The following is a 23,645-nucleotide window of genomic DNA, read 5'->3' on the forward strand; positions in this document are numbered from 1 at the left end:
GGAAAGAATGGCCACGAACAATACGTTCCGCGATGTCTACGTTTCGGCGAAGGATGGGCTGAAGCTGCATGTGCGCGAATACGGCCCGCGCGTCACGGATACGCCCGCTGTCGTCTGCCTGCCCGGCATGGCGCGGACCGCACATGATTTCCATCCGCTCGCGGAACTGCTCGCCAACGATCCGCAGCAGCCGCACCGCGTCATCTGCGTAGACTATCGCGGACGTGGCCTCTCGGACTGGGACCCGGACTGGACGCACTACAACCCGCTCATCGAGATCGACGATCTGCAGCAGGTGCTTGCGGCGCTCGGCATTCCCAAGGCCATTTTCGTCGGCACCTCGCGCGGCGGGCTGATCGTTCTCGGCCTCGTCACCGTCGCGCCAGAACTCATCCACGCCGTTGTCTTCAACGACATCGGCCCTGTGGTCGAGCCGCAGGGGCTTGTACGCATCCGCGGCTACCTCGGCAAGCTGCCGAAGCCGGCCAATTTCGCCGACGCCGTCGCCATTCTGAAAAGCTATCAGGACGCGCAGTTCCCCACGCTCGGCCAGGAGGACTGGGAATGCCTCGCCCACGGCACCTGGCACGAGATCGACGGCGAACTGAAGCTCGCTTACGATCCGGCGCTCAAGAACACGCTGGAGGGGCTAGACCTCACGGCCGCCGTGCCACCCCTGTGGCCGATGTTCGAAAGCCTGAAGGATTTGCCGGTGCTGGTGATGCGCGGCGAGAAGTCGGACATTCTGCGCCCCGAGACGCTGGCCGAGATGCAGGCTCGTCACGACAAGCTGGAAACGGTGCTCGTCGCCGACCAGGGGCATACGCCCGTCATGAGCCATCCCGACGTCAGCCAGCCCATCGTGAGCTTCATCAACCGCATCGGCCGCACAGGCGCGGCAGCGCACACGCCGCGCGAGGATGAGTGATCGCCGTTGAGTGATTACAGCGTGATCCGCATGCCGTCGTAGGCGGGCTCGATGCCGGCGGGCAGGCGTGCGGCGAGCGCATCGTAGTCGAGGTCGGCGTGCAGATCGGTGAGGACGGCGCGGCGAGGTGCGACGCGACCGATCAGGTCGAGCGCATCATCGACGGAAAAATGCGACGGATGCGGACTGTAGCGCAGCGCGTCGAGAACCAGCACCTCAAGCCTGCGCAGGGGCACGAGGCTCTCCTCCGGCACGCTTCCAACATCGGGAATGTAGGCGATGGCGCCCGTGCCGCCGTTGAAACGGAAGCCGAGCGCATCGATCTCGCCGTGCCGCACGCGCACCGGCAGCACCTCGATCGCGCCGCCCGCCCCGTCGAAGATCAGGGGTCGGCCGGGCACGAGCCGGCGCAGCGACAGGATCGGCGGATAATTGCTTCCCTCCGGCGTGCTGAAGCAATACGAGAAACGCTCGGCCAGCAGCGCCTCGGTATGCGCGTCCGCATAGACGTCGAGCCTGTGGTGCATGGTCAGCACCAGCGTGCGCAGGTCGTCGATGCCGTGGGTGTGGTCCGCGTGTTCGTGCGTATAAAGAACGGCATCGAGCTTCGTCACCTCCGCATCGAGCAGTTGCTCGCGCAGATCGGGCCCGGTATCGACGAGAAGCTGCGTATCGCCTCCGTTCTCGCGGCGCGACACGAGGATGGAGCAGCGGCGGCGGCGGTTCTTCGGGTTATGCGGGTTGCATGCGCCCCAGCCGGCGCCGACGCGCGGCACACCGGCTGACGAGCCACAGCCCAGGATGGTGACGGTCAGCGTCATGCCGCGAGGCTTCCAGCGAGCCGATCCGTCCCGGCCTTGCTGAACAGCCGCCGGAAGTTCCCGGTCGTGAGTTGCGCCAGCGCCTGCTCGCTCATGCCGCGCACCTCCGCCAGCACCCGCGCCGTGTGGGCGACATAGGCGGGCTCGTTGCGCTTGCCGCGGAAGGGCAGCGGCGCGAGATAGGGCGCGTCCGTCTCCACCAGCAGCCGGTCGAGCGGCACCCGCAGGGCGATATCGCGGATTTCCTCGGATTTCTTGAAGGTCAGAATCCCGGAAAACGACACGTAAAGCCCGAGTTCCACCCCCACTTCCGCCAGTTTCGGGCCTGAGGAGAAGCAGTGCAGCACGGCGGTGAAACGGCCCTTGGCCATTTCCTCGGACAGGATGGCGATCATGTCGTCGTCAGCGCTGCGGGCGTGGATCACCAGCGGCAGGCCGGTGGCGCGCGCCGCCGCGATATGGCGCACGAAAACCTCTCTCTGCACGGCCATCGACTCGCGCTCATAGAAATAGTCGAGCCCGGCCTCGCCGATGGCGACGCAACGCGGATGCCCGGCGAGCGCCACGATCTCCGCCAGCGTCACGTCCGGCTCGTCCTTGGCCTGCATGGGATGCGTGCCGACGGAGAAGAATACGCCGGAATGCGCCTCGGCGATGGCGCGGCAGGTCGCGACCTGCCGCACCCGCGTGGAAATGGTCACTACCTGCCCCACCCCGGCGGCGGCGGCGCGCGCTAGCACGCCGTCCAACTCGTTCGAAAAGTAGTCGAGGTGGCAATGCGAATCGACGAGCATCAGACGCTGCCCCCGTCCTCCGGTTCGACGTAGCGCGGAAACACGCCCGCCGGCTCCGGCAGCGCCGTGCCGGGCGCGATCCGGCCCGCCTCGCCGAGCGCGGCGAAATCGCGCGCGCCCGCCGGCACGGAGAGCAGGTCGAGCAGGCGCCCGGCGGCTTGCGGCGTCGCGATCTGGGCGAAGATAGTCACCTGGCGCAACACCTCGGCCGTGACGTAGAGCACCGTTCCCATGCGCTCGGGATCGGTCTTGCGCAAAGCCCACGGCGCCTGCGCCGCGAAGTAGCGGTTGGCGTCCGCCACCACGGCCCAGACATCGCCCAGGATGGAATGGAGGGCGAAGTCCTCGATCGCCGCGCGCGCCTTGCCGAGCAGCGCATCGGCGGCTGCAAGCAGGGTACGGTCCGCTTCCTCCAGCGCACCGGGTGCGGGCAGCACGCCGTCGAGATTCTTGGCGATCATCGACAGCGAACGCTGCGCCAGATTGCCGAGATCGTTGGCGAGGTCGGCGTTGATGCGGTTGACGATGGCCTCGTGGCTGTAGCTGCCGTCCTGACCGAACGGCACCTCGCGCAGCAGGAAGTAGCGCAACTGGTCCACGCCGTAGGCCTGCGACAGCGCGATCGGGTCGATGACGTTGCCCACCGACTTCGACATCTTCTCGCCCCTGTTGAACAGGAAGCCGTGGCCGAAGACCCGCTTCGGGAGCGCCAGTCCCGCCGACATCAGGAACGCCGGCCAGTAGACGGCATGGAAGCGCGTGATGTCCTTGCCGATGATGTGCGCATCGGCCGGCCAGAAGCGCCAGTCCGCATCGTTCTCGTCGGGGAAGCCGACGCCGGTGAGATAGTTCGTCAGCGCGTCGACCCAGACATACATGACATGGCCCGGCGCGTCCGGCACCGGCACGCCCCACGAAAGCGTCGTGCGCGAGATGGACAGGTCCTGCAGGCCGCTCCTGACGAAGCTCACCACCTCGTTGCGGCGGCTGTCCGGGCCGATGAAGTCCGGGTGCTCATCGTAATAGGCGAGCAGGCGGTCCTGATAGGCGGACAGGCGGAAGAACCATGTCTGCTCCTCCGTCCATTCCACCGGCGTGCCCTGCGGGCCGTAGCGCACGCCGTCGCGCACGGTTGTCTCGCTCTCGTCGTAGAAGGCCTCGTCGCGCACCGAGTACCAGCCCTCATAGGTGCCGAGGTAGATGTCGCCCGCCTCCTTTATCCGCCGCCACAGCTCCTGAGAGGCGGCGTAGTGCGCGGGCTCCGTGGTGCGGATGAAGCGGTCGCGCGAGATATCGAGCGCGTCGGCCATGGCGATGAAGCGGGCGGTGTGGCGGTCCGACAGTTCCCGGGGGCTGATGCCTTCCTTCGCCGCCGTCTGCGCCATCTTCAGGCCGTGCTCGTCGACACCGGTCATGAAGAACACGTCATACCCGTCAAGCCGCTTGAAGCGCGCGATGGCGTCGGTCGCTATCGCCTCGTAGGCATGACCGATGTGGGGAGCGCCGTTAGGGTACGAAATCGCAGTCGTGATGTAGAAAGTCTCAGCGTCGGCCATTGAATCCGCCAAAGATGCGAAAACGCGGATTCATGCAGCACGGGCACGCCGGGCGGCATCCGCGAGTTCGCCGAATAGGGTGAGGACCAGCGGGCGGCGATCGAGATTCAAGATCTGCGTCTCGCGCGCCGCACGAGCGATGTTGTCCCACACCTCGACAAAACGCGCAAGCTTTGCCGGTCCCTCGCCGGCACGATTATGGATCAGCTCTGCAATCCAGTCATGCGTCGTGGACAGCAGCACGTTGAAGTCGGTTTCCGCCTCCCGCCCCGTCATCTCCTCCGCGAGCGCGTGAACCTGCGCGGGGTCGGCGGCCGGCAGCCCCTGCAGCAGCGCGCGTACCCGTTCCACCAGTGCGATCGTATGCGCGTCCATCAGGCCGAGCGCGGCGCGGACCGAGCCGTTGGCGAGTTCCGCCGCCCGCGCCAGCACGGCCGCCTCCGCATCGCCGAACGGCGCCGGCAGCGAGCGCACCGCGTTCTCGACCTCCGCCACCGGCAACCGGCGCAGCAGCAGGCGCCGGCAGCGGGAGCGGATGGTGGGCAGGGTGCGGCCCGGCGCATGGGCGACGAGCAGGAACAGCGCGCGCGGCGGCGGCTCCTCGATGACCTTGAGCAGCGCGTTGGCGCTGGAGACGTTCAGGTCCTCCACACTGTCGACGATGCAGATGCGATAGCCGTCGTTGCCCGCTGTCGACGAGAACAACGCCAGCGCGCGGCGCACGGCATCCACGGGGATGATGGTGGACGCGGCCTTCTTCTCGCCCGCCGGCGCGCGCCGCAGCACGGCGAGATCGGGATGCGACAGAGCGGCGACCTTCGCCGCGACGCCGGCGGCGGGGTCGACCGCGAGAGAGGTCGCCCGCCGCACCGCCTCGCTCGCCGGATCGGGATGCGACAGCAGGAACCGCGCCGCGCGGTAGGCGAACGTCGCCTTGCCGATGCCCTGCGGCCCGCCGATCAGCCACGCATGATGCAGCCTGCCGGACCGGTAGGCGTCGAGAAACTCGTGCTCCGCCGCCTCAAGGCCGAACAGCGCCGTCTGCGCGCGCGGGTGCGGCGCACCGGGAAACTGGTCGGGCTCGGTATCGGCTCCGGTCATCATTCGTCACTTTCGGCCGCCGCATCCTCGTCGGTGGATGCAGACGTCCCGTCTTTTGCCGGCGAAAGCAGGCGTTCGTCAACCGCCTTCCAGATGCGGTCCCCGACGGTCTCGACCGGCGCGTCGGCGTCGATGACGACGCAGCGGTCGGGCTCCGCCGCCGCGATGGCGAGGAATCGCGCCCGCAGATCGCGGTGAAAGGCAGGCGCCTCGCCCTCGAAACGATCCGTTACCTCACCGCGCTGCCGGCGGCGCACGTCGGCACGGGCAAGCCCCACCTCAGGCGGCAGGTCGAGGATGAGGGTGAGGTCGGGCCGGTCGCCGCCGACCACCACACGTTCGAGCGCACGCAGCACGGCAGGTTCCGGCTCGCCCGTCGCGCCCTGATAGGCGGTGGTCGAATCGGAGAAGCGGTCGCAGATCACCCAAGCGCCGCGCGCGAGCGCCGGGCGGATGAGGGAATCGAGATGATCGATGCGGGCGGCCGAGAATAGCAGCGCCTCCGCCATCGGCCCGAGGAACTTCGTGCGGCCGGACAGGATCGCCTCGCGGATGGCCTCCGCCTTCGGCGACCCGCCGGGCTCCCGCGTGGCGACGACCTCCAGGCCGCGCGCCTCCAGCCGGGCCGCGAGCAGGCGCATCTGCGTGGATTTGCCGACACCCTCGCCGCCTTCCAGCGTGATGAACAGGCCCCTGCCGGACGCGAACGGCGCGCTCACATCAAACGCTCGAACGCGCGGCGCACGACGCCGGTGCCCCATTCCAGCGCCGCGTCGAGCGCCCGTTGGGACAGGGTGCCCCGCGCCACCGCCTCGCCGGTGACGAGCGGCACGTCGAGCGCCTTCAGCCGGCCGCGTTCCACCTGCAGATGGCCAACCGGCACGCCCTTGTCGACCGGCGCGATGACCGGGCCGCGATAGACGATGCGCGCCGAGATCCGCTCGTCCGACCCGCGCTGCACCAGCACGCGCACGGGCGTGGGCGACACCAGCGCCACGCCGCCCTTCTCGCCGCCGAACACGCTGGCCTCGCCGATCACGTCGCTGGCGGCGAACAGTTCCCGCACCTCGAACGACCGCAGGCCCCAGTCGAGCAGCTTGCGCGCCTCCGTGTCGCGCTCGCGCGCCGTCTTCGCGCCGGACACGACCACAATCAGCCGCTGGCCGTCCAGCACCGCCGAGCCGACGATGCCGTAGCCCGCCTGCTCGGTGAAGCCGGTCAGGAAGCCGTCGGCGCCGATGTTGAGCGCCAGCAGCGGATTGCGGTTGCGCTGCTGGATCTTGCTCCACGTGAAATCCGGCTCGGAAAAGACACGGTAAAGCTCGGGGTAGGTCGCGATGACGTGCGCCGCCAGCCGCGCCAGATCGCGCGACGTCGTCACCTGCCCCTCCGCCGGCAGTCCCGAGGCATTGACGAAACTGGAGCGGGTCAGGCCGATCTCCGCCGCGCGCCGGTTCATTGCCCGCGTGAACGCCGTCTCGGTTCCCGAAATGCCTTCCGCAATGATGATGGCGGCATCGTTGCCGGAGGGAATGGCGAGGCCGCGCAGGAGATCGCGCACCGGGATGTTGCTGTTGACGGCCGCGAACATCGCCGTGCTGCGCGAGGGGGCGCCGCCCGTCCGCCATGCATATTCGGAAACGAAGAACTCCTTGTCGAGCGACAGACGGCCTTCCCTGATCTCGTGGAACAGCACCTCCGCCGTCATGATCTTGGCCATGCTCGCCGGCTCGAACGGCTCGTCGGCGCCCTTCTCGAACAGGACGGTGCCGGTGCCGACATCGATGAGCAGTGCGCGCGGCAGATCGGTCTGGAAACCTTGCGCGGCGGCGCGCCCGGCCGTTCCGCCCACGAGCAGGCACACCAGGACGAGCGCCTGAAGCACTGCCACGACGCGCCACGGCAACGACGGAAAACTCCAGACCATGCTCATCCCTTCCGCCATTCAGCGCCGAAGGAGCCGGAACTGCCTTTACCGTTCCGTCTTCTGGCGGCCGTTTGCGCCGAAAGTGACGAAGCGCTGCGGCGTCAGGTCCGACAGGGGCATCGGTTCAAAGAAGACGCCGGCCTTGTCCGTCTGCCCGGCGTAGGGCAGGCTCGCGACGAGCGAGCGCCGCGCCGGCGGCTGTTCGGCGTGCGTGGCCGACGAGGCGGCATTCACGAAGACAGCGCGCCGGGGCGCGAGATCGAGCGGACGCGAGGGCGGGATCGGCGCTGTCTCCGGGGCGGCAACCTCGCGTACGAGTTCGGTCAGGCCGCCTTCGGCAGCAGGCACGAAAGCCGTGGCGGGCTGAACGGGAACGGCAGGAGAAACGGGCGCGGGGGCCGGCGCCGGCGCGATCTCCGAAGCCGCGACCGGCGCGCCGACGGCGGCCACCTCGACCGGCGCAGGGGCGGGTGCGGACGGCATCGGGCGCGGGGCCGGGGCGGCGACGAGCGTTCTGGAAACGAGCGGCCTGTCGCTCTCGGTCGTCTCGTGCGCGACGCTGGCGACGACGGTCCGCGACGGCGCGACGGCGGGTGCAGGGGCCGGCGCTTCGGCGCGCGGCTCGGGCAGTGTCTCAGGACGCGGCTCGGCGCTCGCCACCATCACAGGTGCCGCAGGGACAACCGGGGCCACGGCGGGCGCGGAAGGTGCAGCGGCCGGAATGGCAGCAGGGGCGCCCGCGTTCAGCGTCGCGAGCAGCTTGCGGTCGTCGCTGCCGCCGAGCGAGGCGCGGCCGACGTATTCGACCTTGACGCGCGCGGTACCCTGACGGTGGAAGTCGAGCGCCTCGGCGGCGGTGCGCGAAAGGTCGATCAGCCGGTTGCCGTGGAACGGGCCACGGTCGTTGACGCGCACCACCATCGAGCGGTTGTTGCTGAGGTTGGTGACGCGCACGTAGCTCGGCAGCGGCAGCGTCGGATGGGCGGCGGCGATGGAGTGCTTGTCGAAAATCTCGCCGTTGGCCGTCTTGCGGCCGTGGAAGGCGGACCCGTACCACGAGGCGGTGCCGACGGCGACGTAATTATCCGACTCGCGCGGCGTGAATTTTCTGCCGGCGACCGTGTAGGGCTTGCCGACCATGGCGCGCCCGCCGCCTTTGGGCACCTTGCCGTTGGTGACGACGCGCGGGCTGGGCTTGACGCCGTATTTGGGATCGACCTTGGCCGGGGAACTGACCTTGGCGCCGCCGGTCGACCGCGGCGCGGTGCTGCAGTTGGCCACGCCGAGCGCCAGCAGAGAGACACCCAGCAATTTCAGAATGATACCACAGGAGGAAGGTGGCGGACCGTCAACGAGAGGGACATCAGTCCCATCCGGATTTCCCGAACGAATCGTGATGTTGGCTCGTTTCGTCAACCGCATAGGCTCGTCCCGCATAATCGCCCTCATCGCCTGCCAGCGTCGACAGTAGGGCGGCATCTTGCGCATGCCACCGCTCATCCTGCGATAAGGAACGAACTTCGTTGACGGAACGTTAACAGGATCGTTCCGCTTGTTACAAGTGGGGACGGGCGCTTTCCCGTTCCCCGATTTGTAGAATGGTTACCGGCCGCCAGCCCCGGCGCGGCGTTGCCGCCGCGCCGGGCGGCGAATGGTCGCACCATTCGCCGTCTGGCTGCTTACGCCACCAGATCCCAGTCGCTGCCGGCGAGAGTGCGGCCGCCCACCTGGAACTCGTTGCTTTCGACGAAGGCCTGGCCGACGAGCCGGAAGTCGGTGCCACCGTCGAGCTGCGCGATCCAGAAGGTCCGGCCGCCCTCATCCGCCGTGCGGGCGAGGACGTTCTCATACAGCGCGTCGACCAGGTCGCCGGACGACTTGCCGTTGCGGAACGCAGCCGCCTCGTCGGAGCCGCCGATCTGGGCGATGAGGGCGGAAAGGTCCGCGCCCGTCGCGCTCTTGCCGGCCCAGAAGGAGAAGCCATCCGCGTCGCCCGCGACGGAGCGGCCGAGCAGCGCCCGGTAGACGCCCGCGAGTTCCGTCTGGTCGGTGGTGAACAGGTCCTGCTCGCTGTCGCCGAACACGATCTGCTGCACGTTGACGACGCTGATCGCGGCGCCGGTGTCCTTGTCGGTCACCACGGCACGGCCGCCTTCGATCGTGATCGTGTAGCGGCTGGCCGCGCCTTCCAGACGCAGGATGTCGTGGCCGGTGTCGCCGTCGACGACGTCGTTGCCGCCCTGGCCGAGCAGGAAGCTGTTGTCGCCGGCGTTGCCCGTGATCGCGTTGTTAAGCGCGTTGCCGGTGACGGAGGCATTGCCCGTGCCGGAGAGAACGACGTCCTCGATGTTGCCGGGCAGCACGACCAGAGCGTCGCCGCTGTAGAACACGCGATCCACGCCGTCCGTGCCGTGGTCGGCCGAGAGCGCCGCCACGTCGCGGACGTAGATGTCGTGACCGCCGACGCCGTTGTTGCCTACAACGATGGAGCGCTCGCTGAAGTTCACCACGCGCGTGTCCTCGGTGGACGGCGTGTCGGCGACGTCATACGGCGTCTCGGAGTAGTTCGCCTTGAGATACTCGGCGAAGGCGTCCTGCTCGGTGCCGGCCTTGGCGAAGGTGGCCGCGCCATCCTGGTCGGCGAGGGCATCGGTCAGCAGCACGAGTTCGGTGCCCGCGACGCGGTTGTTGACGAACGCGGTGTAGCCGTCGCCGCCGGTGGCGAGGTACGTCAGCGTCACCACCTTGATGGCGCGGTCGGCATCGCCCACGACCTCGCCGTTGGCGACAACGTTCTGGACCAGGTTGCCGGCATCATCGACGATGTCGAGGCTGACGACGCGGCCGCCCGCGGCGTGGGACGGATCGTAGACCACCTTGACGCCCGAGATCTGCGGGAAGGAGCCGGGGGTCGCGCCCGGGCGAACGCCCGAGAAGCCCTGCTCGAACACGTTGCGCAGGCCCTCGGCCGTCAGCGTGACGATGGCGAGGTCGTTGTTGAAGCGCAGCGAGTTGACGATGTCGAGCTGGGAGATGTCGCCTTCCAGCTTGCCGGCGCCCGGGTTGGCGGCCGGCGGCGCCAGGATGGCCTCGTCGCCGACGGCGTTGACGAAGCCGATGGCATCGCGGATGCCGCCGCCGTTCTTGATCGAGACGACGACGTCCGTGTCAACCTTGCGCGCCTCGGCGAGATTGGCGTCGGCGGTCAGGTTGCCGAGGTTGGTCTCCTGCGTGCGCACCTCGCTGCGGCGGCCTTCCAGGAACACGTCGGTACGGCCGAAGATGTTGCCGTCCTGCTCCTGGATGATGGTGCCGATGCCCTTGGTGGTGCGGTCGCCGCTCTCGTTCTTGGCGCCCCAGACGATCTCGTCGACGAGATAGCCCTTGCTGCCTTCCGCGAACGGATCGGCATCGCCCCACAGTTCCTTGACCTTCTCGTCCGTCGTGACGTAGGCGCCGTTGATGGTGTTGTCGAGGCTGTCGAGGATGATCTTGCCCTCGGCGTCGAACTCGACCACGAGACGGCCGACGTAGGAATACTCGTTGTCGGTGTTCACGATCAGCAGCGGATCGCCGTTCTTGTTGGCGGTGACGATCGGGTATTCGCCCTGGGCCTCGTCACCGTCGCGCAGCGTGTCGTTGCTGTCGGCGAGGCGCGTATGGGAGCCGCCGGCGACGATGATGTCGACGTTCTCCAGCAGCGGCGCGAGCGCCTGCTCGTTGCTGAGCTGCTGCAGATGGCTCTGCACGATGACCTTGTTGATGGTCGGGTCGGCGGCGAGGATGCGCGCCACCTCGGCGTTGATCTGCTGCGCGAGCAGCGCGATGTCGTCGCCGGTCGCGCCGATCACCTTCGTGTCGCCGGGAGAAGAAATGGTGGCGAGCGCCTGAGTCGTCGCGCCGACGATGGCGATCTTCTCGCCGCCCTCGGTGATCACCGTGGAGGGGGCGATCTTCTTGGCCGCGTCGCGGGCGAAGGAAGACGCCTCGCGGATGTCGTTGGTGTAGAGGCTGCCGAGGTTGCCGTCCTTCGAGAAGTCGAGGTTGGACGACAGGTAGGGGAACAGCGCGCCGATGCTGACGTCGTCAGCCGTGCCGACGATGCCGTCGGTGCCCGCCGCGGTGGCGATGATATCCTTGATCGCGGCCGTCTGGGAATCGAACTCGTGGTTGCCGAAAGTGGCGGCTTCCACGCCGATGATGTTCTGGATGGCGATGTCCGCCCGGCCGGCCGCGGCGCTCAGCGCCGTGAAGATGACCTCGACCTCGTCGGTGGAGAAGAACTGGCTGTAGACCGCGCGCAGCGTCGCCGCGAAGTCGCTGTCGGCGCCGGAAGCGTAGAACGGGCCGGGGATCCAGCCGTCGCCCGACGAGAGGATCAGCGTGTTATCGTACTGCTCTTCGAGAACGTCGATGATCGCGGCGAAGTTCGCGGCGCGGTCGAGGGCCTTGACGCCCGCTTCCCAATCCGACGCATGCAGGAGCTGCAGCTTGAAGTTACCGGCGGTGACTTCCTCGGCGGTGGTGACGACTGTGGTATCCGACATGAAACAGCTCCCTGGAGGGTAATCGGCGAGATGACGGCGTGTGTGCCACCGGAACGATGCGGACAACCGGCGGAACCCGGCCGGAACAACGGCCGATAACGACATTCCCCCCGATCCAACCCGGAAACCGTCCAAGTTGAAAACGCACACTGTTCAGATAACGATATCCGACGAATAGCGATTCCCGTTGACAGTTGGATGACCGCCGCGATTTACAAGCACCGGCGGGGAATTATGTGCACCGTATACCGTCGAAGGGGACGGAAAAACTTGATCGCGGAATGGTGCGTGCGGCGCCGACAAAATCCGCCGGAGGCCCCGACAAATCTGCACTGCGGAGTTGGCGTTTCAACCGCAAGCGATTATGGTGCGCGCGAACATCACACGGGCTGCCGGCGCGATCGCCCGGGCGGGAGCGGCAGTTGCGGACGATGAAGCTTGTCGTACTCTGGTGAAGGATCTCTGTCGATGGCCGCGAGCACCATTCCCCACTTCCACAACACGCCGGGCGTGCGCGTCATCCATGTCGGCTCGAAGGAATTCATGTGCATCGGCGCGCGTCCGCCCTTCGACCACCCCCACATCTACATCGACATGGGCGGTGATTCGGAAACCGTCTGCAGCTATTGCTCCACGCTCTACCGCTTCGATCCCTCGCTCGCCGAAGGCACCTGCATGCCGGCCGATTGTCTGTGGGAAGGCGACGAGGCGGCAGCCGCGTGACGCATCGGCGCTGAACGCCTCATGTCCATATCATCGGAGCCAATCGTCGTCGCCGGCGCCGGCATCGGCGGGCTGACCGCCGCGCTGCAACTGGCACGCCAGGGCATGTCCGTCACCGTGCTGGAGAAGCGGACGGCGCTGGTGGAAGCCGGCGCTGGCATCCAGCTTTCGCCGAACGCCAGCCGCGTGCTCGTCAGCCTCGGCTTCGGCGCCGCCATCGGCCGACGGGCGGTCGCGCCCGAACAACTGTCGATCAGACGGCTCGGGGATGGCCGCCGGCTCGCCACGATGCCGCTCGGCGCCGCGATTCGCACCCGCCACGGGGCGCCCTACTGGGTGATCCTGCGGGCAGACCTGCACGGCGTGCTGCTCGATGCCGCGCGTGCCGAACCCGGCATCAGGCTGCTGGTCGGCAAGCACGTCACCGGTATGGCGGAGCGCGACGACCACGCGGAAGTCCAATTCGAGACGGGGAACGGCACGCCGCAAACGTTGCGCACGCCGTTGCTGATCGGCGCGGACGGCGTGCGGTCGAAGCTGCGCAGCGTCATCGGCGACGGCGACGCGCCGCGCTTCCGCAACTTCGAGGCATGGCGCTGCGTGATCCCGCGTGACAGCGTTCCCGAGCGTCTGCGCGCCCACGACGTCGTCGCCTGGCTCGGCCGGAACGCGCATGTGGTGCACTATCCCGTCGCCGGCGGCGGTGCCTGGAACCTCGTCGTCATCGTGCGCAGCCAATCTGCCGCCGAGGGCTGGGGACTGCCCATGGAGCACGGCAAGCTGGGGGCCTTCCTCGCTTCCATCCCCGCCCCCGCGCTCGGGGACCTGCGCGCCCTGCTGCTGGGCGGCGAGAACTGGCGGCTGTGGTCGCTTCACGATGCGCTGCCCGCAGTGCGCTGGAGCACGCCGCACGCCACCCTGTTGGGTGACGCCGCCCATCCCGTGCTGCCCTTTCTGGCGCAAGGCGGCGCCATGGCGATCGAGGATGCGGCCGTGCTCGGCGAGGCGCTCGCCGTGCACGCCGGCAATACCCGCGCCGCGCTCGCGGCCTATGAGGAGGCGCGCTATCCGCGCGTGCGCCGCGTCATGGAGGAATCGCGCAGCAACGGGCGCTCTTTCCACTTCTCCGGCGCGATCGCGGTGGTCCGCGACCTGCTTCTGCGCCACTTCGGCGCCGAGGGGCTGAACAGGCGCTACGACTGGCTGTACGGCTGGCAGCCGGACTGACAACGAAGCGTAGAAATGGTCTATATCAAAGCTGCTGCGCGGCAAACGTGTCGCACGCGGCGATCTTGCCGTTCTGGAAGCCGCGCGTGAACCAGCGCATCCGCTGCGCCGAGGAACCGTGGGTGAACGAATCGGGCACCACCCGGCCTTGGGAAGCCTGCTGCAGCCGGTCGTCGCCGATGGCGGAGGCGGCGTTAAGCGCCGCCTCGATGTCGCCGGGTTCGAGCGCGTTCCAACCCGTGTTGCTGTGATAGGCCCACACGCCGGCGAGGCAGTCGGCCATCAGCTCCACCCGCACAGACAGCCGGTTCGCCTCGGCCTGCGAGCCCGCCTGCTGCTGCGCCCGCTGCACCTTGGGCAGGATGCCGAGCAGATTCTGGACGTGATGGCCGACCTCGTGCGCGATCACATAGGCATAGGCGAAGTCTCCCCCGGCGCGGAAGCGGCTGCGCATCTCCTCGAAGAAAGCGACGTCGAGATACACCTTCTGGTCCAGCGGGCAATAGAACGGCCCCATGGCCGACTGCGCCGAGCCACAGCCGGAGCGCGTGCCGCCCGTGTACATCACCAGGCCAGGTTGGCGATAAGGCGTTTGCGTCTGCTGCGGCAGCACTTTCCCCCAGACATCCTCCGTGTTGCCGAGAACGGCCGCCACGAACTGGCCGTCCTTATCCGAAGGGGTGCCGGGCTTGGTCTGCTGTTCGGTGACGTATCCCGAGCTGCCACCCGTCAGCATTTCCGCGCCGCTGATCAGGACGCGCGGATCTATGCCGAGCGCCCAGCCCACGAGGCCGAGCACCACAAGCGCCCCGATGCCGAGGCCGCCGCCTCCGCCCGTCGGCAGCCGGAAGCCCCCGTCGCCGCCACGCCTGTCCTCGATGTTGCCGGAACGGCGAAAATCATCCCAACGCATGGTGCTCTCCCCGACAGGCGCAGCTCCGCCGCCTGAATTTCCTCTGGATAACGTGCATAACGGCAAACGGGTTCAAACCACAAGACAGCACCGCCCGCCCGCCGGCCCGTGCGGCCACACTTGACGCGCCTTCGCCATTCATGGCAGAAAGCGGGCCGGTCTGGAATGGGCCGGATGCCGGGTTAGCTCAGTTGGTAGAGCAACCGCCTTGAATCACGAGTGCCCCGGGAGAAATTCCGGGAGTAGAACTGCCCAAACTCGGGGAACGCTAACGCCGATCCGGCCACGCCAATCCCGAGCCAAGCCCCTGAGCCTCACGACGGGGAAGGTGTAGAGACTAGACGGGCAGCGCCTAAGGCCTCGCGGGGCTATGGCGAAGGGATAGTCCAGACCACGAACGCAAGCGGGAGCACGGGCTCGCGCGGCAAAAGCGATTGCGGCGGCGAAAGCCGAAGTGGGACGGTAAGCGGTAGGTCGTCAGTTCAAGTCTGACACTCGGCACCATACATCTTCCGAAGCAGTTGCGACTGCCGAGGAGTTACATCAGGCAGTTTCAGTGCCCGCCCTGCGCCCCCAGGACGACGGGATCGACTGCGCCTCAGCACCGCGACAATTCTATATACGATTCAGAAGCCATCCGCCTTGGCCAAGCGGCAGCGGATGACCATCCTGTTACGACGCCACGGGCATCAGCGAACGCCAGCCGGCGGAGCCATCGTACTTATTCGTATGGTATCTGGCTGCACCATCTTTGCAGACCCCGGTTGGCGGCCGGCGCATCGTGCACCGGCGTTTCTTCAGCATCTTGCCGCCCGGGCAGGTGTATTCGTTGGCTTCGGGATCGCCGGGGTGACGCGACTGTCCTCAGTAACGACATGGCTGCGCGCAACTATGTCCTCCCCGTATTCACACAGGAGAGCGTCTGAACGATAATCGTTTAATTACAAATAGATGTCCGGCTGGCACGGAACATGCTTCACAAAATACAAGGGGAGACGGCACTCCCTATCGACAACAAACATCGAGAGGAACGTCATGAGAAAATGGGCTCTCGCCGGCCTCGCCATGCAGATGGCGCTGGGCATGGGCGCTTCGCAGGCTGCGGAAGAAGTTAAGATCGGCGTCATGACCGACCTGTCCGGACCGGACAGCGACATGGCCGGCGCCGGCTCCGTTCTCGCCGCGCAGATGGCGGTCGAGGACGCGGGCGGCGTGGCGGGCAGCCGCAAGGTGGTCCTGATTTCGGCGGACCATCAACGCAAGCCCGACGTGGCCTCCTCGCTCGCGACACGCTGGTACGACAATGAGGGCGTGGACCTGATCCTCGACGTGCCGCTTTCCTCCGCCGGGCTCGCGGTGCAGGAGATCGCCCGGCAGCGCGGCAAGGTGGTGATCTTCGCCACTTCCGCCACGTCGGACCTTACCGGCAAGGCCTGTTCGCCGACCGGTTTCCACTGGGTCTACGACACCAAGGCCGTGGCCAACGGCACCGCCGCCGCCGTGACGCGGGACGGCGGCAAGGACTGGTTTTTCGTCACCTCCGACTACGCCTTCGGCCACGCAATCGAGCGCGACGCCACGGCCGTGATCGAGGCGAACGGCGGCAAGGTCACCGGCCGCGTCCGCCACCCGGTGTCCAATGGCGACTTCTCCTCGTTCCTGCTGCAGGCGCAGTCCTCCAAGGCCAGCGTGATCGGCCTCGCGAATTCGGCCAACGACCTCACCGGCTCTCTGCGGCAGGCCAGCGAATTCGGCATCGCGCAAGGCGGACAAAGGGTCGCGGCGCTGCTCGCCTTCATCACGGACGTGCACAGCCTCGGTCTGCCGGTAGCACAGGGCACCTTCCTGACGGAGAGCTTCTACTGGGATCTCGACGACGAGACGCGCGAATGGTCGGCGCGCTTCGCCCAACGCCACAACGGCGCGAAGCCGACCATGATCCAGGCCGGCATCTACAGCGCCACCCGGCACTATCTGAAGGCCGTCGCGGCGGCCGACAGCAAGGACGGCCCGACCGTCGCGGCCAAGATGCGTGAAATCCCGGTCAACGACTTCATGACCAAGGATGCGCAGATCTGGCCCTCGGGCTGGGTGAACCGCGACTTCTACCTGTTCAAGGTCAAGTCGCCCGAGGAGTCGAAGGGTCCCTGGGACTACTACACGCTGGTTGCGAAGGTGCCCGCCGACGTCGCCAAGCCCGCCGGCTCCGACGACGCCTGCGAACTGATGAAAAAGGGCGGCTGAACCTTCCCGCCTGCGCGAAACGGATAATGCCGCCGGCGCGTCCGGCGGCAGATGGGTAGACGCTCGGAGATAGCGCATGACCGCTCCCCTTCTGACACTGCATTCCCCCGCCAAAGCCCGGCACCATTACGAGCGAGGCCTGTGGCGCGACGAGACCCTGTACATGCTCCTCGCGCAGCACGCGGAAGAGCGGCCGGATGCCTTCGCCCTGCAGGACCGCCGCCACCGCCTCACCTGGGCGCGGCTCAAGCAATGGGTGGACAGCGTCGCTGCGGATCTTGCAGCCGCGGGCCTGGGCGCCGGAGACCGCGTGGCGGTGTGGCTGCCCAACCGGGTGGAAAACCTGGTCGTCTTTCTTGCGTGCTCGCACAACGGCTATGTCTGCATCCTGTCGCTGCATCAGAACCACACGGCGAGCGAGGTGCTGACGCTGCTGAAGCGCTGCTCCGTGCGGGCGTTTCTCGGTCAGGTCGGTTATGGCGCGGATGCTGCGCTCAACGACATCTTCGGGCGTCTGGGCGAGCTTGACACGCTCCGCCGCACCTACGTGCTGGACCCGGCGGACGGGCCGGCGCCTGCCCGCCCCGACGGAACGCTGCCCTTCCCCGGCATCGACACGCGGGCGGAGCCGCCGCCGGTGGACACCGATCCGGACAAGGTGGTCTATATCGCCTTCACTTCCGGCACCACGGGCCAGCCCAAGGCGCTCATGCATTCCGACAACACGCTTCTCGCCAACGGCCGCGCCATGGTGGCGGACTGGGGGCACGGCGGCGACACCGTTCTCTACTGCCTCGGCCCGCTGAGCCATCATCTGTCCATGGTGGCGTTCGAACAGGCGATCGTGAGCGGCTCGGAGTATATCACCAACGATCTTGCCAGGGGCATGAAGGCCCTCGACCGTATTATCGAGACGCGCGCGACCTACGTGATGGGCGTGCCGACACACGCCATCGACATCCAGCAGGATGCGGCGGCGCGCGGACTGGGGAAGATCGGCGATGTCGCGGTGTTCTACATGTCCGGTGCCTCGATTGCCCCGGAGATCGCGCGCCGCTTCCTCGATTTCGGCATCACACCGCAGAACACCTACGGCATGACGGAGAACGGCTCGCATACCACCACGCTGCGGGACGACAGCTTCGAGACGATGGTAGGCACGGTCGGTCAGTGCTGCGGGCGGGCCAATCCCTGTTACGAGCTGAAACTCTGGAGGGCGGACGACCGCGACACGCCGGCCGGGCCCGGCGAGATCGGCGAGCTTGGCGGGCGCGGAGCCTCCCTCATGCTCGGCTATTTCGCCAACCAGGAGGCGACCGAGAAATCCTTCAACCGCCATGGCTGGTTCATGTCCGGCGATCTGGCGCGGATGGATGCGGCCGGCAACATCGAGATCGTCGGCCGCTCGCGCGATATCGTCATCCGCGGCGGGCACAACATCTATCCCGTCGAGATCGAGAGCCTCGCCCTGCGCCATCCGGACGTCGCCACGGCCGCCGCGTTTCCGATGCCGGACGAGCGCCTGGGCGAGAAGGTGTGCCTGGCCGTGCTGCCGGTGGAAGGGCGCGAGGTCGAGGTGGAGGCGATGCTGGCGCACCTGGCCAGCGAGGGGCTGTCAAAATACGACATGCCGGAATACTTCCTCGCCGTGGAATCCTTCCCCCTGACCGCAAGCGGCAAGATCCTCAAGCGCGTGCTGGCCGAACAGGCCCGCAACGGCGAGCTTGCCCCCCTCCCCGTGCGCTACCGGGCGCCCCCGACCGGCGCCTGATAGCCAAAAGGACGAAGGACGTCAGCCTTGCGGCCGCGTGGCGGCCCTCTCGAACAGCAGCGAGCGCGACACATGGCGATCAACTACGCTGCCCTGAAGCAGCGCCCCTTCCCGGACATCGCCCACACCTACGGACCCACGGATTGCATCCTCTACGCGCTCGGCGTCGGCGCGGGGATGGATCCGCAGGACGGAGGCGCGCTGGCCTTCACGTGGGAGCGGGAGCTGAAGGCGCTGCCCACCATGGCGGCGGTGCTCGGCTATCCGGGTTTCTGGCTGCAGGAGCCCGATACCGGGCTGGACTGGAAGACGGTGCTGCACATCGATCAGGAAATCGTCCTGCATCGTCCGCTCGCCACGTCCGGCACGGTGATCGGACGTACCCGGATCGAGGAAATTCATGACCGCGGCGTGAAGGACGGCGTCGGCCGTGGTGCGCTGCTGCATACGCGGCGCGACATCGTGGACGGGATGACCGGCGCCCCGGTTGCCACCGTGCGCCTCACCGAGCTGTGCCGGGGGGAAGGCGGGTTTGGCGGTCCGCCACCTCCCCGGATCGTTACCCGGCCTTTTCCTGAAGACGAGCCGGACGGGAGCCTTCTTCTGCCCGTCTCGCCGCAGGCCCCGCTCATCTATCGCTTGTCCGGCGACGACAACGCGCTGCACGTGGACCCCGCAACCGCACGGGCGGCCGGGTTCGAACGGCCCATCCTGCACGGTTTGTCCACCTTCGGCATGGCCGGGCGCGCAGCGCTGCGCTTCTTCTGCGGGGATGAGCCGGCGCGATTGAAAGCCATGCGGGTGCGCTTCACCGCCCCTGTCCTGCCCGGCGACACGTTGCGCGTCGACATGTGGCACTCGGCGCCGGGACAGGGCCGCTTCCGGGCCTTCGTCGCCCGCGAAGACCGGCTCGTCCTCGACGACGGCGACGTGGAATTTCACCCGAGCCCGAGCGCATTCCGATCGGATGGAAGAACCTGTCGGATGGAAGAACCTGATCGATAAGAATTCGCTCAAAATTAATAACTCAGATCGGGCGGGGGCGGCACCGCCGGTCATCCGCCCGACAACATGCGGGAAGACCCATGCACCATACAGACGCGAACGAGGATGCGGATATCGTGGCCCGGGCGACATGGCATCCAACCGAGGCCCACAGGCGCGAGGCCAACTGGACCCGCTTCCTTGCCTATGCCGGTCTGCCGGACTATCCGGCGCTCGAAGCCAGGGTAGCCACGGAGCCGGACTGGTTCTGGGAAAAGCTGATCGCCTTTCTCGACGTGCGTTTCGAGACGCCGTTCACGGCCGTGCGCGATCTCTCTGGCGGCATAGCACATGCGCGCTGGTGCGTCGGCGGGCGCATGAACGTGACGGAGACATTGCTCGACCGCCATCTCGCCGCCGGGCGCGGCGGGCACCCGGCTCTGCTTTACGAAGCGGAGGACGGCGCTACCCGCAGCCTCACCTATGCCGAGCTGGCGCGGCAGGGGGACGCGCTGGCGCTGGGTCTGGTGCGTGACGGCATCCGGCCGGGCGACGTGGTCGGCCTGTTCATGCCCATGGTTCCCGAGGCGGTGGTCGCCTTCCTGGCCATCGTGCGTGCCGGCGGCGTCGTGCTGCCGCTGTTCTCCGGTTTCGGCGCCGCGGCGCTGGCCTCGCGCATGTCGGATGCGGATGCGGTGGCGGTCATCGCCGCCGAGGCCACCGTGCGCAGGGGCAGGGCCGTCGCCATGAAGAGCGCGCTCGACGCCGCCCTCGCGGACGTGCCCACGGTCCGGCGCGTCGTGGTCCTCCCGGCGGGCGGCACCGCCCCGATGCTGGCCGGGCGCGACAGGTGGTGGGACGAAGTGGCCGTTCCGGGCGGGGCGGCAGCGCCGGTTATCGTCGATGCCGAGCACCCGATGATGGTCATCTACACCTCGGGCACGACCGGCAAGCCGAAAGGCACGGTGCACACGCATTGCGGCTTCGCGGTAAAGACCGGCGAGGACTATCTGCTCGCCTTCGACCTGAAACCCGCGGACCGCTGGCTCTGGATGAGCGACATGGGCTGGCTCGTGGGGCCCATCCAGATCGTCGCCACGCTCATGGCGGGCGCGACGCTGCTGCTGGCCGAAGGCGGGCCTGACTATCCGCAGCCCGGACGGCTGTGGCGAATGGTGCAGGACCACAAGCTGACACTCCTCGGCATCAGCCCCACTATCGCCCGGCTGATGAAATCGCACGGAGCGGCGGAGGCGCAGGCCTACGACCTGTCCACCCTGCGCGCCATCGCGTCGACCGGGGAGCCCTGGGACCTTGCCTCGTGGGCGTGGATGATGGAGCACGTTCTCAAGGGGCGTGGGCCGCTGATGAACAACGTGGGCGGCACGGAGATGGGCGGCATTCTCGCCACCAACATCCTCTACCCGATCAAGCCGACAAGCTTTTTCGGCCCCATTCCGGGTACCGGCGCCGACATCGCGCTGGAGGATGGCGCCAGCGCACCGGCGGGCGAGGTGGGCGAGCTCGTCATGCGCGCGCCCTGCATCGGCACCACACGCGGCCTTTGGCGGGATCAGGAACGTTATATCGAGAATTACTGGAGCCGCCACGAGGGCGTGTGGACCCACGGCGACTGGGCGTCGCGCGACGGAGACGGCTACTGGTTCATCCACGGGCGTTCGGACGACACCATCAAGCTGGCGGGAAAGCGCACCGGGCCGGCCGAGATCGAGGCGCTGCTGCTCTCCACCGGCAAGGTGACGGACGCCGCCGCCGTGGGCGTGCCGGATCCGGTGAAGGGTTCGGCCGTGGTGTGCGCCGTGGTGCCGGCGGAAGGCGTGGTGGCGGACGAGGAACTCGCCGCCCTGCTCTCCCGGGCCGTGACCTCGGGGCTCGGAGGGCCGTTCAAGCCGCAGCGCATGATCTTCGTCACCGACCTGCCCCGCACCCGCAACCTCAAGGTGATGCGCCGCGTCATCCGCGCCGTGCTGACGGGGCAACCGCCGGGCGACGTCACCGCCCTCATCAATCCCGAGACCGTGGACGAGCTCGCAACCGCGCGACCTGAAACGTAAGCCCGGGCAATCCGGCCCGGGCGGTCGATGCCTGCTCCGGTTGGGGCAGGCGCGGCTGACGTCCGTCACCGAATCTGCCACGCATCTCCCGAAGGCAGTAACCTGGAAGAGGCGCACCGCGCCTCTTCCTTTCTTTTCAGGCCGGATCTTTTCAGGCCTGGCCGGATGATCCACCCCGTCGCGCGCGGAGATAATGGATGATCGTGCCCACGATCCCGGCCCGAAACAGCAGCACGCAGGCAATGAAGGTCGCGCCCTGGATCATCATGACCCACGATCCCAGATGGGCGAGATAGTTCTGCATCGCCACCACGATCACCGCGCCGACGACGGGGCCGAAGATGGTCCCCATGCCGCCGATCAGCGTCATGAGCACCACCTCACCCGACATGGCCCAATGCACATCCGTAAGCGAGGCCAGCTGGAACACGAGCGCCTTCGTGGAACCCGCGAGGCCCGCGAGAGCTGCCGAGAGGACGAAGGCCAGCAGCTTGTAGCGGTTGGCCTTGTATCCCAGCGAGATCGCGCGCGGCTCATTATCCCGGATCGCCCGTAGCACTTCCCCGAAGGGCGAATCCACGGTCCGCCAGATGATGCCGAAGCCGATGAGGAACACGGCGACGACGAAAACGTACATGGCCAGCGTGTTGTTCAGGTCGATGATGCCGAACAGATAACCGCGCGGAATGGCCTGCATGCCGTCCTCGCCGCCGGTGAAGGGCGCCTGCACGCAGAAGAAGAAGACCATCTGGGCCAGCGCCAGGGTGATCATCGAGAAATAGATGCCCTGACGGCGGATCGCCAGCCAGCCGAAGCCGACGCCGAGCAGGGCGGAAGCCGCCGTGCCAGCGAGAATGCTCAGTTCGGGCGTGAGGCCGAGCGTCTTGGCGGCATAGCCGCAGACGTAGGCGGCGGCCCCAAAGTAGGCTGCATGCCCGAAGGACAGCAACCCGCCGTATCCGAGCAGCAGGTTGAAAGCGCAGGCGAACAACGCGAAGCATAGCGCCTTCATCAGAAAGATCGGATAGACGAAGAAAGGCGCGGCCGCAAGCAACACGCCGGCCGCCACCACCGCCAGGACGCGCAAGGACGTGGAACCGAGGTTCGGGGCGGCTTTCCGTTCTGAAACAACGAAGCTCATGCTGTCCTCCCGAACAGGCCTGCTGGCTTGACGAGCAGGACGATGGCCATGACGACGAAGATGACGGTACTGGAGGCCTCTGGATAGAACACCTTGGTAAGGCCCTCGATGAGCCCCAGTGCGAAGCCGGAAACGATGGCGCCGGAGATCGAGCCCATGCCGCCGATGACCACCACCGCGAAGACGACGATGATGATGTTCGAGCCCATGACCGGGCTGACCTGATAGATCGGCGCCGCCATCACGCCCGCAAGCGCCGAGAGGCCCGCGCCGAAGGCGTAGGTGAGCGTGATCATCATCGGAACGTTCACACCAAACGCCTGCACGAGCTTGGGATTCTCGGTGGCGGCGCGCAGATAGGAGCCAAGGCGCGTCTTCTCTATGAGGAACCAAGTCGAGGCGCACACAACGACGGAGGCCACGATCACCCACGCGCGGTAGTTGGGCAGGAACATGAAGCCCAGATTCTGCCCGCCCTGCAGCTCCCGGGGGATCGCATAGGGCATGCCGGAGACGCCGAACTGCTGCCGGAAGCCGCCCTCCAGCAACAGGGCGACGCCGAAGGTGAGCAGCAGGCCGTATATGTGATCCAGCTTGTAGATCCGCTGGAGCATGGTCCGTTCGAGCATCGCGCCGAACAGCCCGACGCAGACCGGCGCGAGAACGAGCGCCAGCCAGTAGTTGATGCCCAGATAGTTCAGCAGCATCCAGGTGACGAAGGCACCCAGCATGTATTGCGCGCCATGGGCGAAGTTGACGATGTTGAGCAGCCCGAAGATGACGGCGAGGCCAAGGCTCAGCATGGCATAGAACGCGCCGTTGATGAACCCGATGAGTACCTGGCCGAACAGGGCCTGGGAGGAGATACCGAGTATTTCCATGAGAACCGCCTC

18 protein-coding genes are annotated in these 23,645 nt (G+C 67.3%); 7 read left to right on the forward strand and 11 right to left on the reverse strand.

Translation table 11 applies throughout. The features are described 5' to 3' along the window. Positions 1-7: 7 nt before the first annotated feature. Positions 8-928 carry an alpha/beta fold hydrolase gene (locus FHS82_RS00805; RefSeq protein WP_166947738.1) on the forward strand — a complete coding sequence of 307 codons (921 nt, stop codon included), beginning with the start codon at positions 8-10 and terminating at the stop codon, positions 926-928. A gap of 14 nt (positions 929-942) precedes the next feature. On the opposite strand, the gene FHS82_RS00810 is transcribed toward FHS82_RS00805, so the two are convergent. From FHS82_RS00810 to FHS82_RS00845, 8 genes are all read right to left on the reverse strand, one after another. Then, entirely contained in the window at positions 943-1,749 is an 807-nt protein-coding gene (locus FHS82_RS00810; RefSeq protein WP_166947740.1) for an MBL fold metallo-hydrolase, read from the reverse strand. Then, positions 1,746-2,543, reverse strand: a complete 798-nt coding sequence (locus tag FHS82_RS00815) for a TatD family hydrolase (RefSeq protein ID WP_166947742.1) — start codon at positions 2,541-2,543, stop codon at positions 1,746-1,748. Before FHS82_RS00815 ends, FHS82_RS00810 begins: the two co-directional genes overlap by 4 nt. Next, positions 2,543-4,111 carry a methionine--tRNA ligase gene (metG, locus tag FHS82_RS00820; protein ID WP_343042474.1) on the reverse strand — a complete coding sequence of 523 codons (1,569 nt, stop codon included), beginning with the start codon at positions 4,109-4,111 and terminating at the stop codon, positions 2,543-2,545. Before metG ends, FHS82_RS00815 begins: the two co-directional genes overlap by 1 nt. A gap of 18 nt (positions 4,112-4,129) precedes the next feature. Then, positions 4,130-5,200: a DNA polymerase III subunit delta' gene (locus tag FHS82_RS00825; protein ID WP_246224954.1), complete on the reverse strand. Its 1,071-nt coding sequence runs from the start codon at positions 5,198-5,200 to the stop codon at positions 4,130-4,132. Continuing rightward, positions 5,200-5,919, reverse strand: a complete 720-nt coding sequence (tmk, locus tag FHS82_RS00830; RefSeq protein WP_343042475.1) for a dTMP kinase — start codon at positions 5,917-5,919, stop codon at positions 5,200-5,202. The genes FHS82_RS00825 and tmk overlap by 1 nt, the downstream gene beginning before the upstream one ends. Then, positions 5,916-7,127 (reverse strand): D-alanyl-D-alanine carboxypeptidase family protein, encoded by a 1,212-nt coding sequence (locus FHS82_RS00835; protein ID WP_166948859.1) that lies wholly within the window; start codon positions 7,125-7,127, stop codon positions 5,916-5,918. The genes tmk and FHS82_RS00835 overlap by 4 nt, the downstream gene beginning before the upstream one ends. A gap of 45 nt (positions 7,128-7,172) precedes the next feature. Beyond that, positions 7,173-8,438 carry a septal ring lytic transglycosylase RlpA family protein gene (locus FHS82_RS21300; RefSeq protein ID WP_281351047.1) on the reverse strand — a complete coding sequence of 422 codons (1,266 nt, stop codon included), beginning with the start codon at positions 8,436-8,438 and terminating at the stop codon, positions 7,173-7,175. 368 nt (positions 8,439-8,806) lie between these two features. After that, positions 8,807-11,674 carry a 5'-nucleotidase C-terminal domain-containing protein gene (locus tag FHS82_RS00845; protein ID WP_166947750.1) on the reverse strand — a complete coding sequence of 956 codons (2,868 nt, stop codon included), beginning with the start codon at positions 11,672-11,674 and terminating at the stop codon, positions 8,807-8,809. 468 nt (positions 11,675-12,142) lie between these two features. Between FHS82_RS00845 and FHS82_RS00850 the strand changes: the two genes are divergently transcribed. Together FHS82_RS00850 and FHS82_RS00855 are read left to right on the forward strand one after the other, a co-directional pair. After that, the gene (locus tag FHS82_RS00850; protein ID WP_166947752.1) at positions 12,143-12,397 is read left to right on the forward strand and encodes a zinc-finger domain-containing protein; all 255 of its coding nucleotides are present in this window, start codon (positions 12,143-12,145) and stop codon (positions 12,395-12,397) included. 21 nt (positions 12,398-12,418) lie between these two features. Next, the gene (locus FHS82_RS00855; protein WP_166947754.1) at positions 12,419-13,624 is read left to right on the forward strand and encodes an FAD-dependent monooxygenase; all 1,206 of its coding nucleotides are present in this window, start codon (positions 12,419-12,421) and stop codon (positions 13,622-13,624) included. Positions 13,625-13,649: 25 nt separating this feature from the next. Here FHS82_RS00855 and ypfJ read toward each other — a convergent pair whose 3' ends face one another. Then, the gene (ypfJ, locus tag FHS82_RS00860) at positions 13,650-14,537 is read right to left on the reverse strand and encodes a KPN_02809 family neutral zinc metallopeptidase (RefSeq protein ID WP_166947756.1); all 888 of its coding nucleotides are present in this window, start codon (positions 14,535-14,537) and stop codon (positions 13,650-13,652) included. A 1,035-nt stretch (positions 14,538-15,572) separates the two neighbouring features. On the opposite strand from ypfJ, the gene FHS82_RS00865 reads away from it, so the two are divergent. The 4 genes from FHS82_RS00865 to FHS82_RS00880 all read left to right on the forward strand — a co-directional run bounded on the left by FHS82_RS00865 (position 15,573) and on the right by FHS82_RS00880 (position 21,611). Beyond that, the gene (locus FHS82_RS00865) at positions 15,573-16,781 is read left to right on the forward strand and encodes an ABC transporter substrate-binding protein (RefSeq protein ID WP_166947758.1); all 1,209 of its coding nucleotides are present in this window, start codon (positions 15,573-15,575) and stop codon (positions 16,779-16,781) included. A 76-nt stretch (positions 16,782-16,857) separates the two neighbouring features. After that, positions 16,858-18,552, forward strand: a complete 1,695-nt coding sequence (locus FHS82_RS00870) for a class I adenylate-forming enzyme family protein (RefSeq protein ID WP_166947760.1) — start codon at positions 16,858-16,860, stop codon at positions 18,550-18,552. 72 nt (positions 18,553-18,624) lie between these two features. Then, positions 18,625-19,557 carry a MaoC family dehydratase gene (locus tag FHS82_RS00875; RefSeq protein WP_166947762.1) on the forward strand — a complete coding sequence of 311 codons (933 nt, stop codon included), beginning with the start codon at positions 18,625-18,627 and terminating at the stop codon, positions 19,555-19,557. Positions 19,558-19,637: 80 nt separating this feature from the next. Next, positions 19,638-21,611, forward strand: a complete 1,974-nt coding sequence (locus FHS82_RS00880) for an AMP-binding protein (protein WP_166947764.1) — start codon at positions 19,638-19,640, stop codon at positions 21,609-21,611. Between the two features lie 151 nt (positions 21,612-21,762). On the opposite strand, the gene FHS82_RS00885 is transcribed toward FHS82_RS00880, so the two are convergent. Then, positions 21,763-22,752, reverse strand: coding sequence for a branched-chain amino acid ABC transporter permease (locus tag FHS82_RS00885; protein ID WP_166947766.1), 990 nt, complete (start codon positions 22,750-22,752; stop codon positions 21,763-21,765). Beyond that, positions 22,749-23,633: a branched-chain amino acid ABC transporter permease gene (locus tag FHS82_RS00890; RefSeq protein ID WP_166947768.1), complete on the reverse strand. Its 885-nt coding sequence runs from the start codon at positions 23,631-23,633 to the stop codon at positions 22,749-22,751. Before FHS82_RS00890 ends, FHS82_RS00885 begins: the two co-directional genes overlap by 4 nt. Positions 23,634-23,645 lie beyond the last annotated feature (12 nt).

It is taken from the genome of Pseudochelatococcus lubricantis (genome assembly GCF_011762225.1).
In the GTDB taxonomy this organism is placed as follows: domain Bacteria; phylum Pseudomonadota; class Alphaproteobacteria; order Rhizobiales; family Beijerinckiaceae; genus Pseudochelatococcus; species Pseudochelatococcus lubricantis.

Excerpts from the sequence above, each read along its gene's own strand:
- FHS82_RS00805 (WP_166947738.1), top strand. The coding sequence starts at position 8 with ATGGCCACGAACAATACGTTCCGCGATGTCTACGTTTCGGCGAAGGAT.
- FHS82_RS00810 (WP_166947740.1), bottom strand. The coding sequence starts at position 1,749 with ATGACGCTGACCGTCACCATCCTGGGCTGTGGCTCGTCAGCCGGTGTG.
- FHS82_RS00815 (WP_166947742.1), bottom strand. The coding sequence starts at position 2,543 with ATGCTCGTCGATTCGCATTGCCACCTCGACTACTTTTCGAACGAGTTG.
- FHS82_RS00825 (WP_246224954.1), bottom strand. The coding sequence starts at position 5,200 with ATGACCGGAGCCGATACCGAGCCCGACCAGTTTCCCGGTGCGCCGCAC.
- FHS82_RS00835 (WP_166948859.1), bottom strand. The coding sequence starts at position 7,127 with ATGGTCTGGAGTTTTCCGTCGTTGCCGTGGCGCGTCGTGGCAGTGCTT.
- FHS82_RS00845 (WP_166947750.1), bottom strand. The coding sequence starts at position 11,674 with ATGTCGGATACCACAGTCGTCACCACCGCCGAGGAAGTCACCGCCGGT.
- FHS82_RS00850 (WP_166947752.1), top strand. The coding sequence starts at position 12,143 with ATGGCCGCGAGCACCATTCCCCACTTCCACAACACGCCGGGCGTGCGC.
- FHS82_RS00855 (WP_166947754.1), top strand. The coding sequence starts at position 12,419 with ATGTCCATATCATCGGAGCCAATCGTCGTCGCCGGCGCCGGCATCGGC.
- ypfJ (WP_166947756.1), bottom strand. The coding sequence starts at position 14,537 with ATGCGTTGGGATGATTTTCGCCGTTCCGGCAACATCGAGGACAGGCGT.
- FHS82_RS00865 (WP_166947758.1), top strand. The coding sequence starts at position 15,573 with ATGAGAAAATGGGCTCTCGCCGGCCTCGCCATGCAGATGGCGCTGGGC.
- FHS82_RS00870 (WP_166947760.1), top strand. The coding sequence starts at position 16,858 with ATGACCGCTCCCCTTCTGACACTGCATTCCCCCGCCAAAGCCCGGCAC.
- FHS82_RS00875 (WP_166947762.1), top strand. The coding sequence starts at position 18,625 with ATGGCGATCAACTACGCTGCCCTGAAGCAGCGCCCCTTCCCGGACATC.
- FHS82_RS00880 (WP_166947764.1), top strand. The coding sequence starts at position 19,638 with ATGCACCATACAGACGCGAACGAGGATGCGGATATCGTGGCCCGGGCG.
- FHS82_RS00885 (WP_166947766.1), bottom strand. The coding sequence starts at position 22,752 with ATGAGCTTCGTTGTTTCAGAACGGAAAGCCGCCCCGAACCTCGGTTCC.
- FHS82_RS00890 (WP_166947768.1), bottom strand. The coding sequence starts at position 23,633 with ATGGAAATACTCGGTATCTCCTCCCAGGCCCTGTTCGGCCAGGTACTC.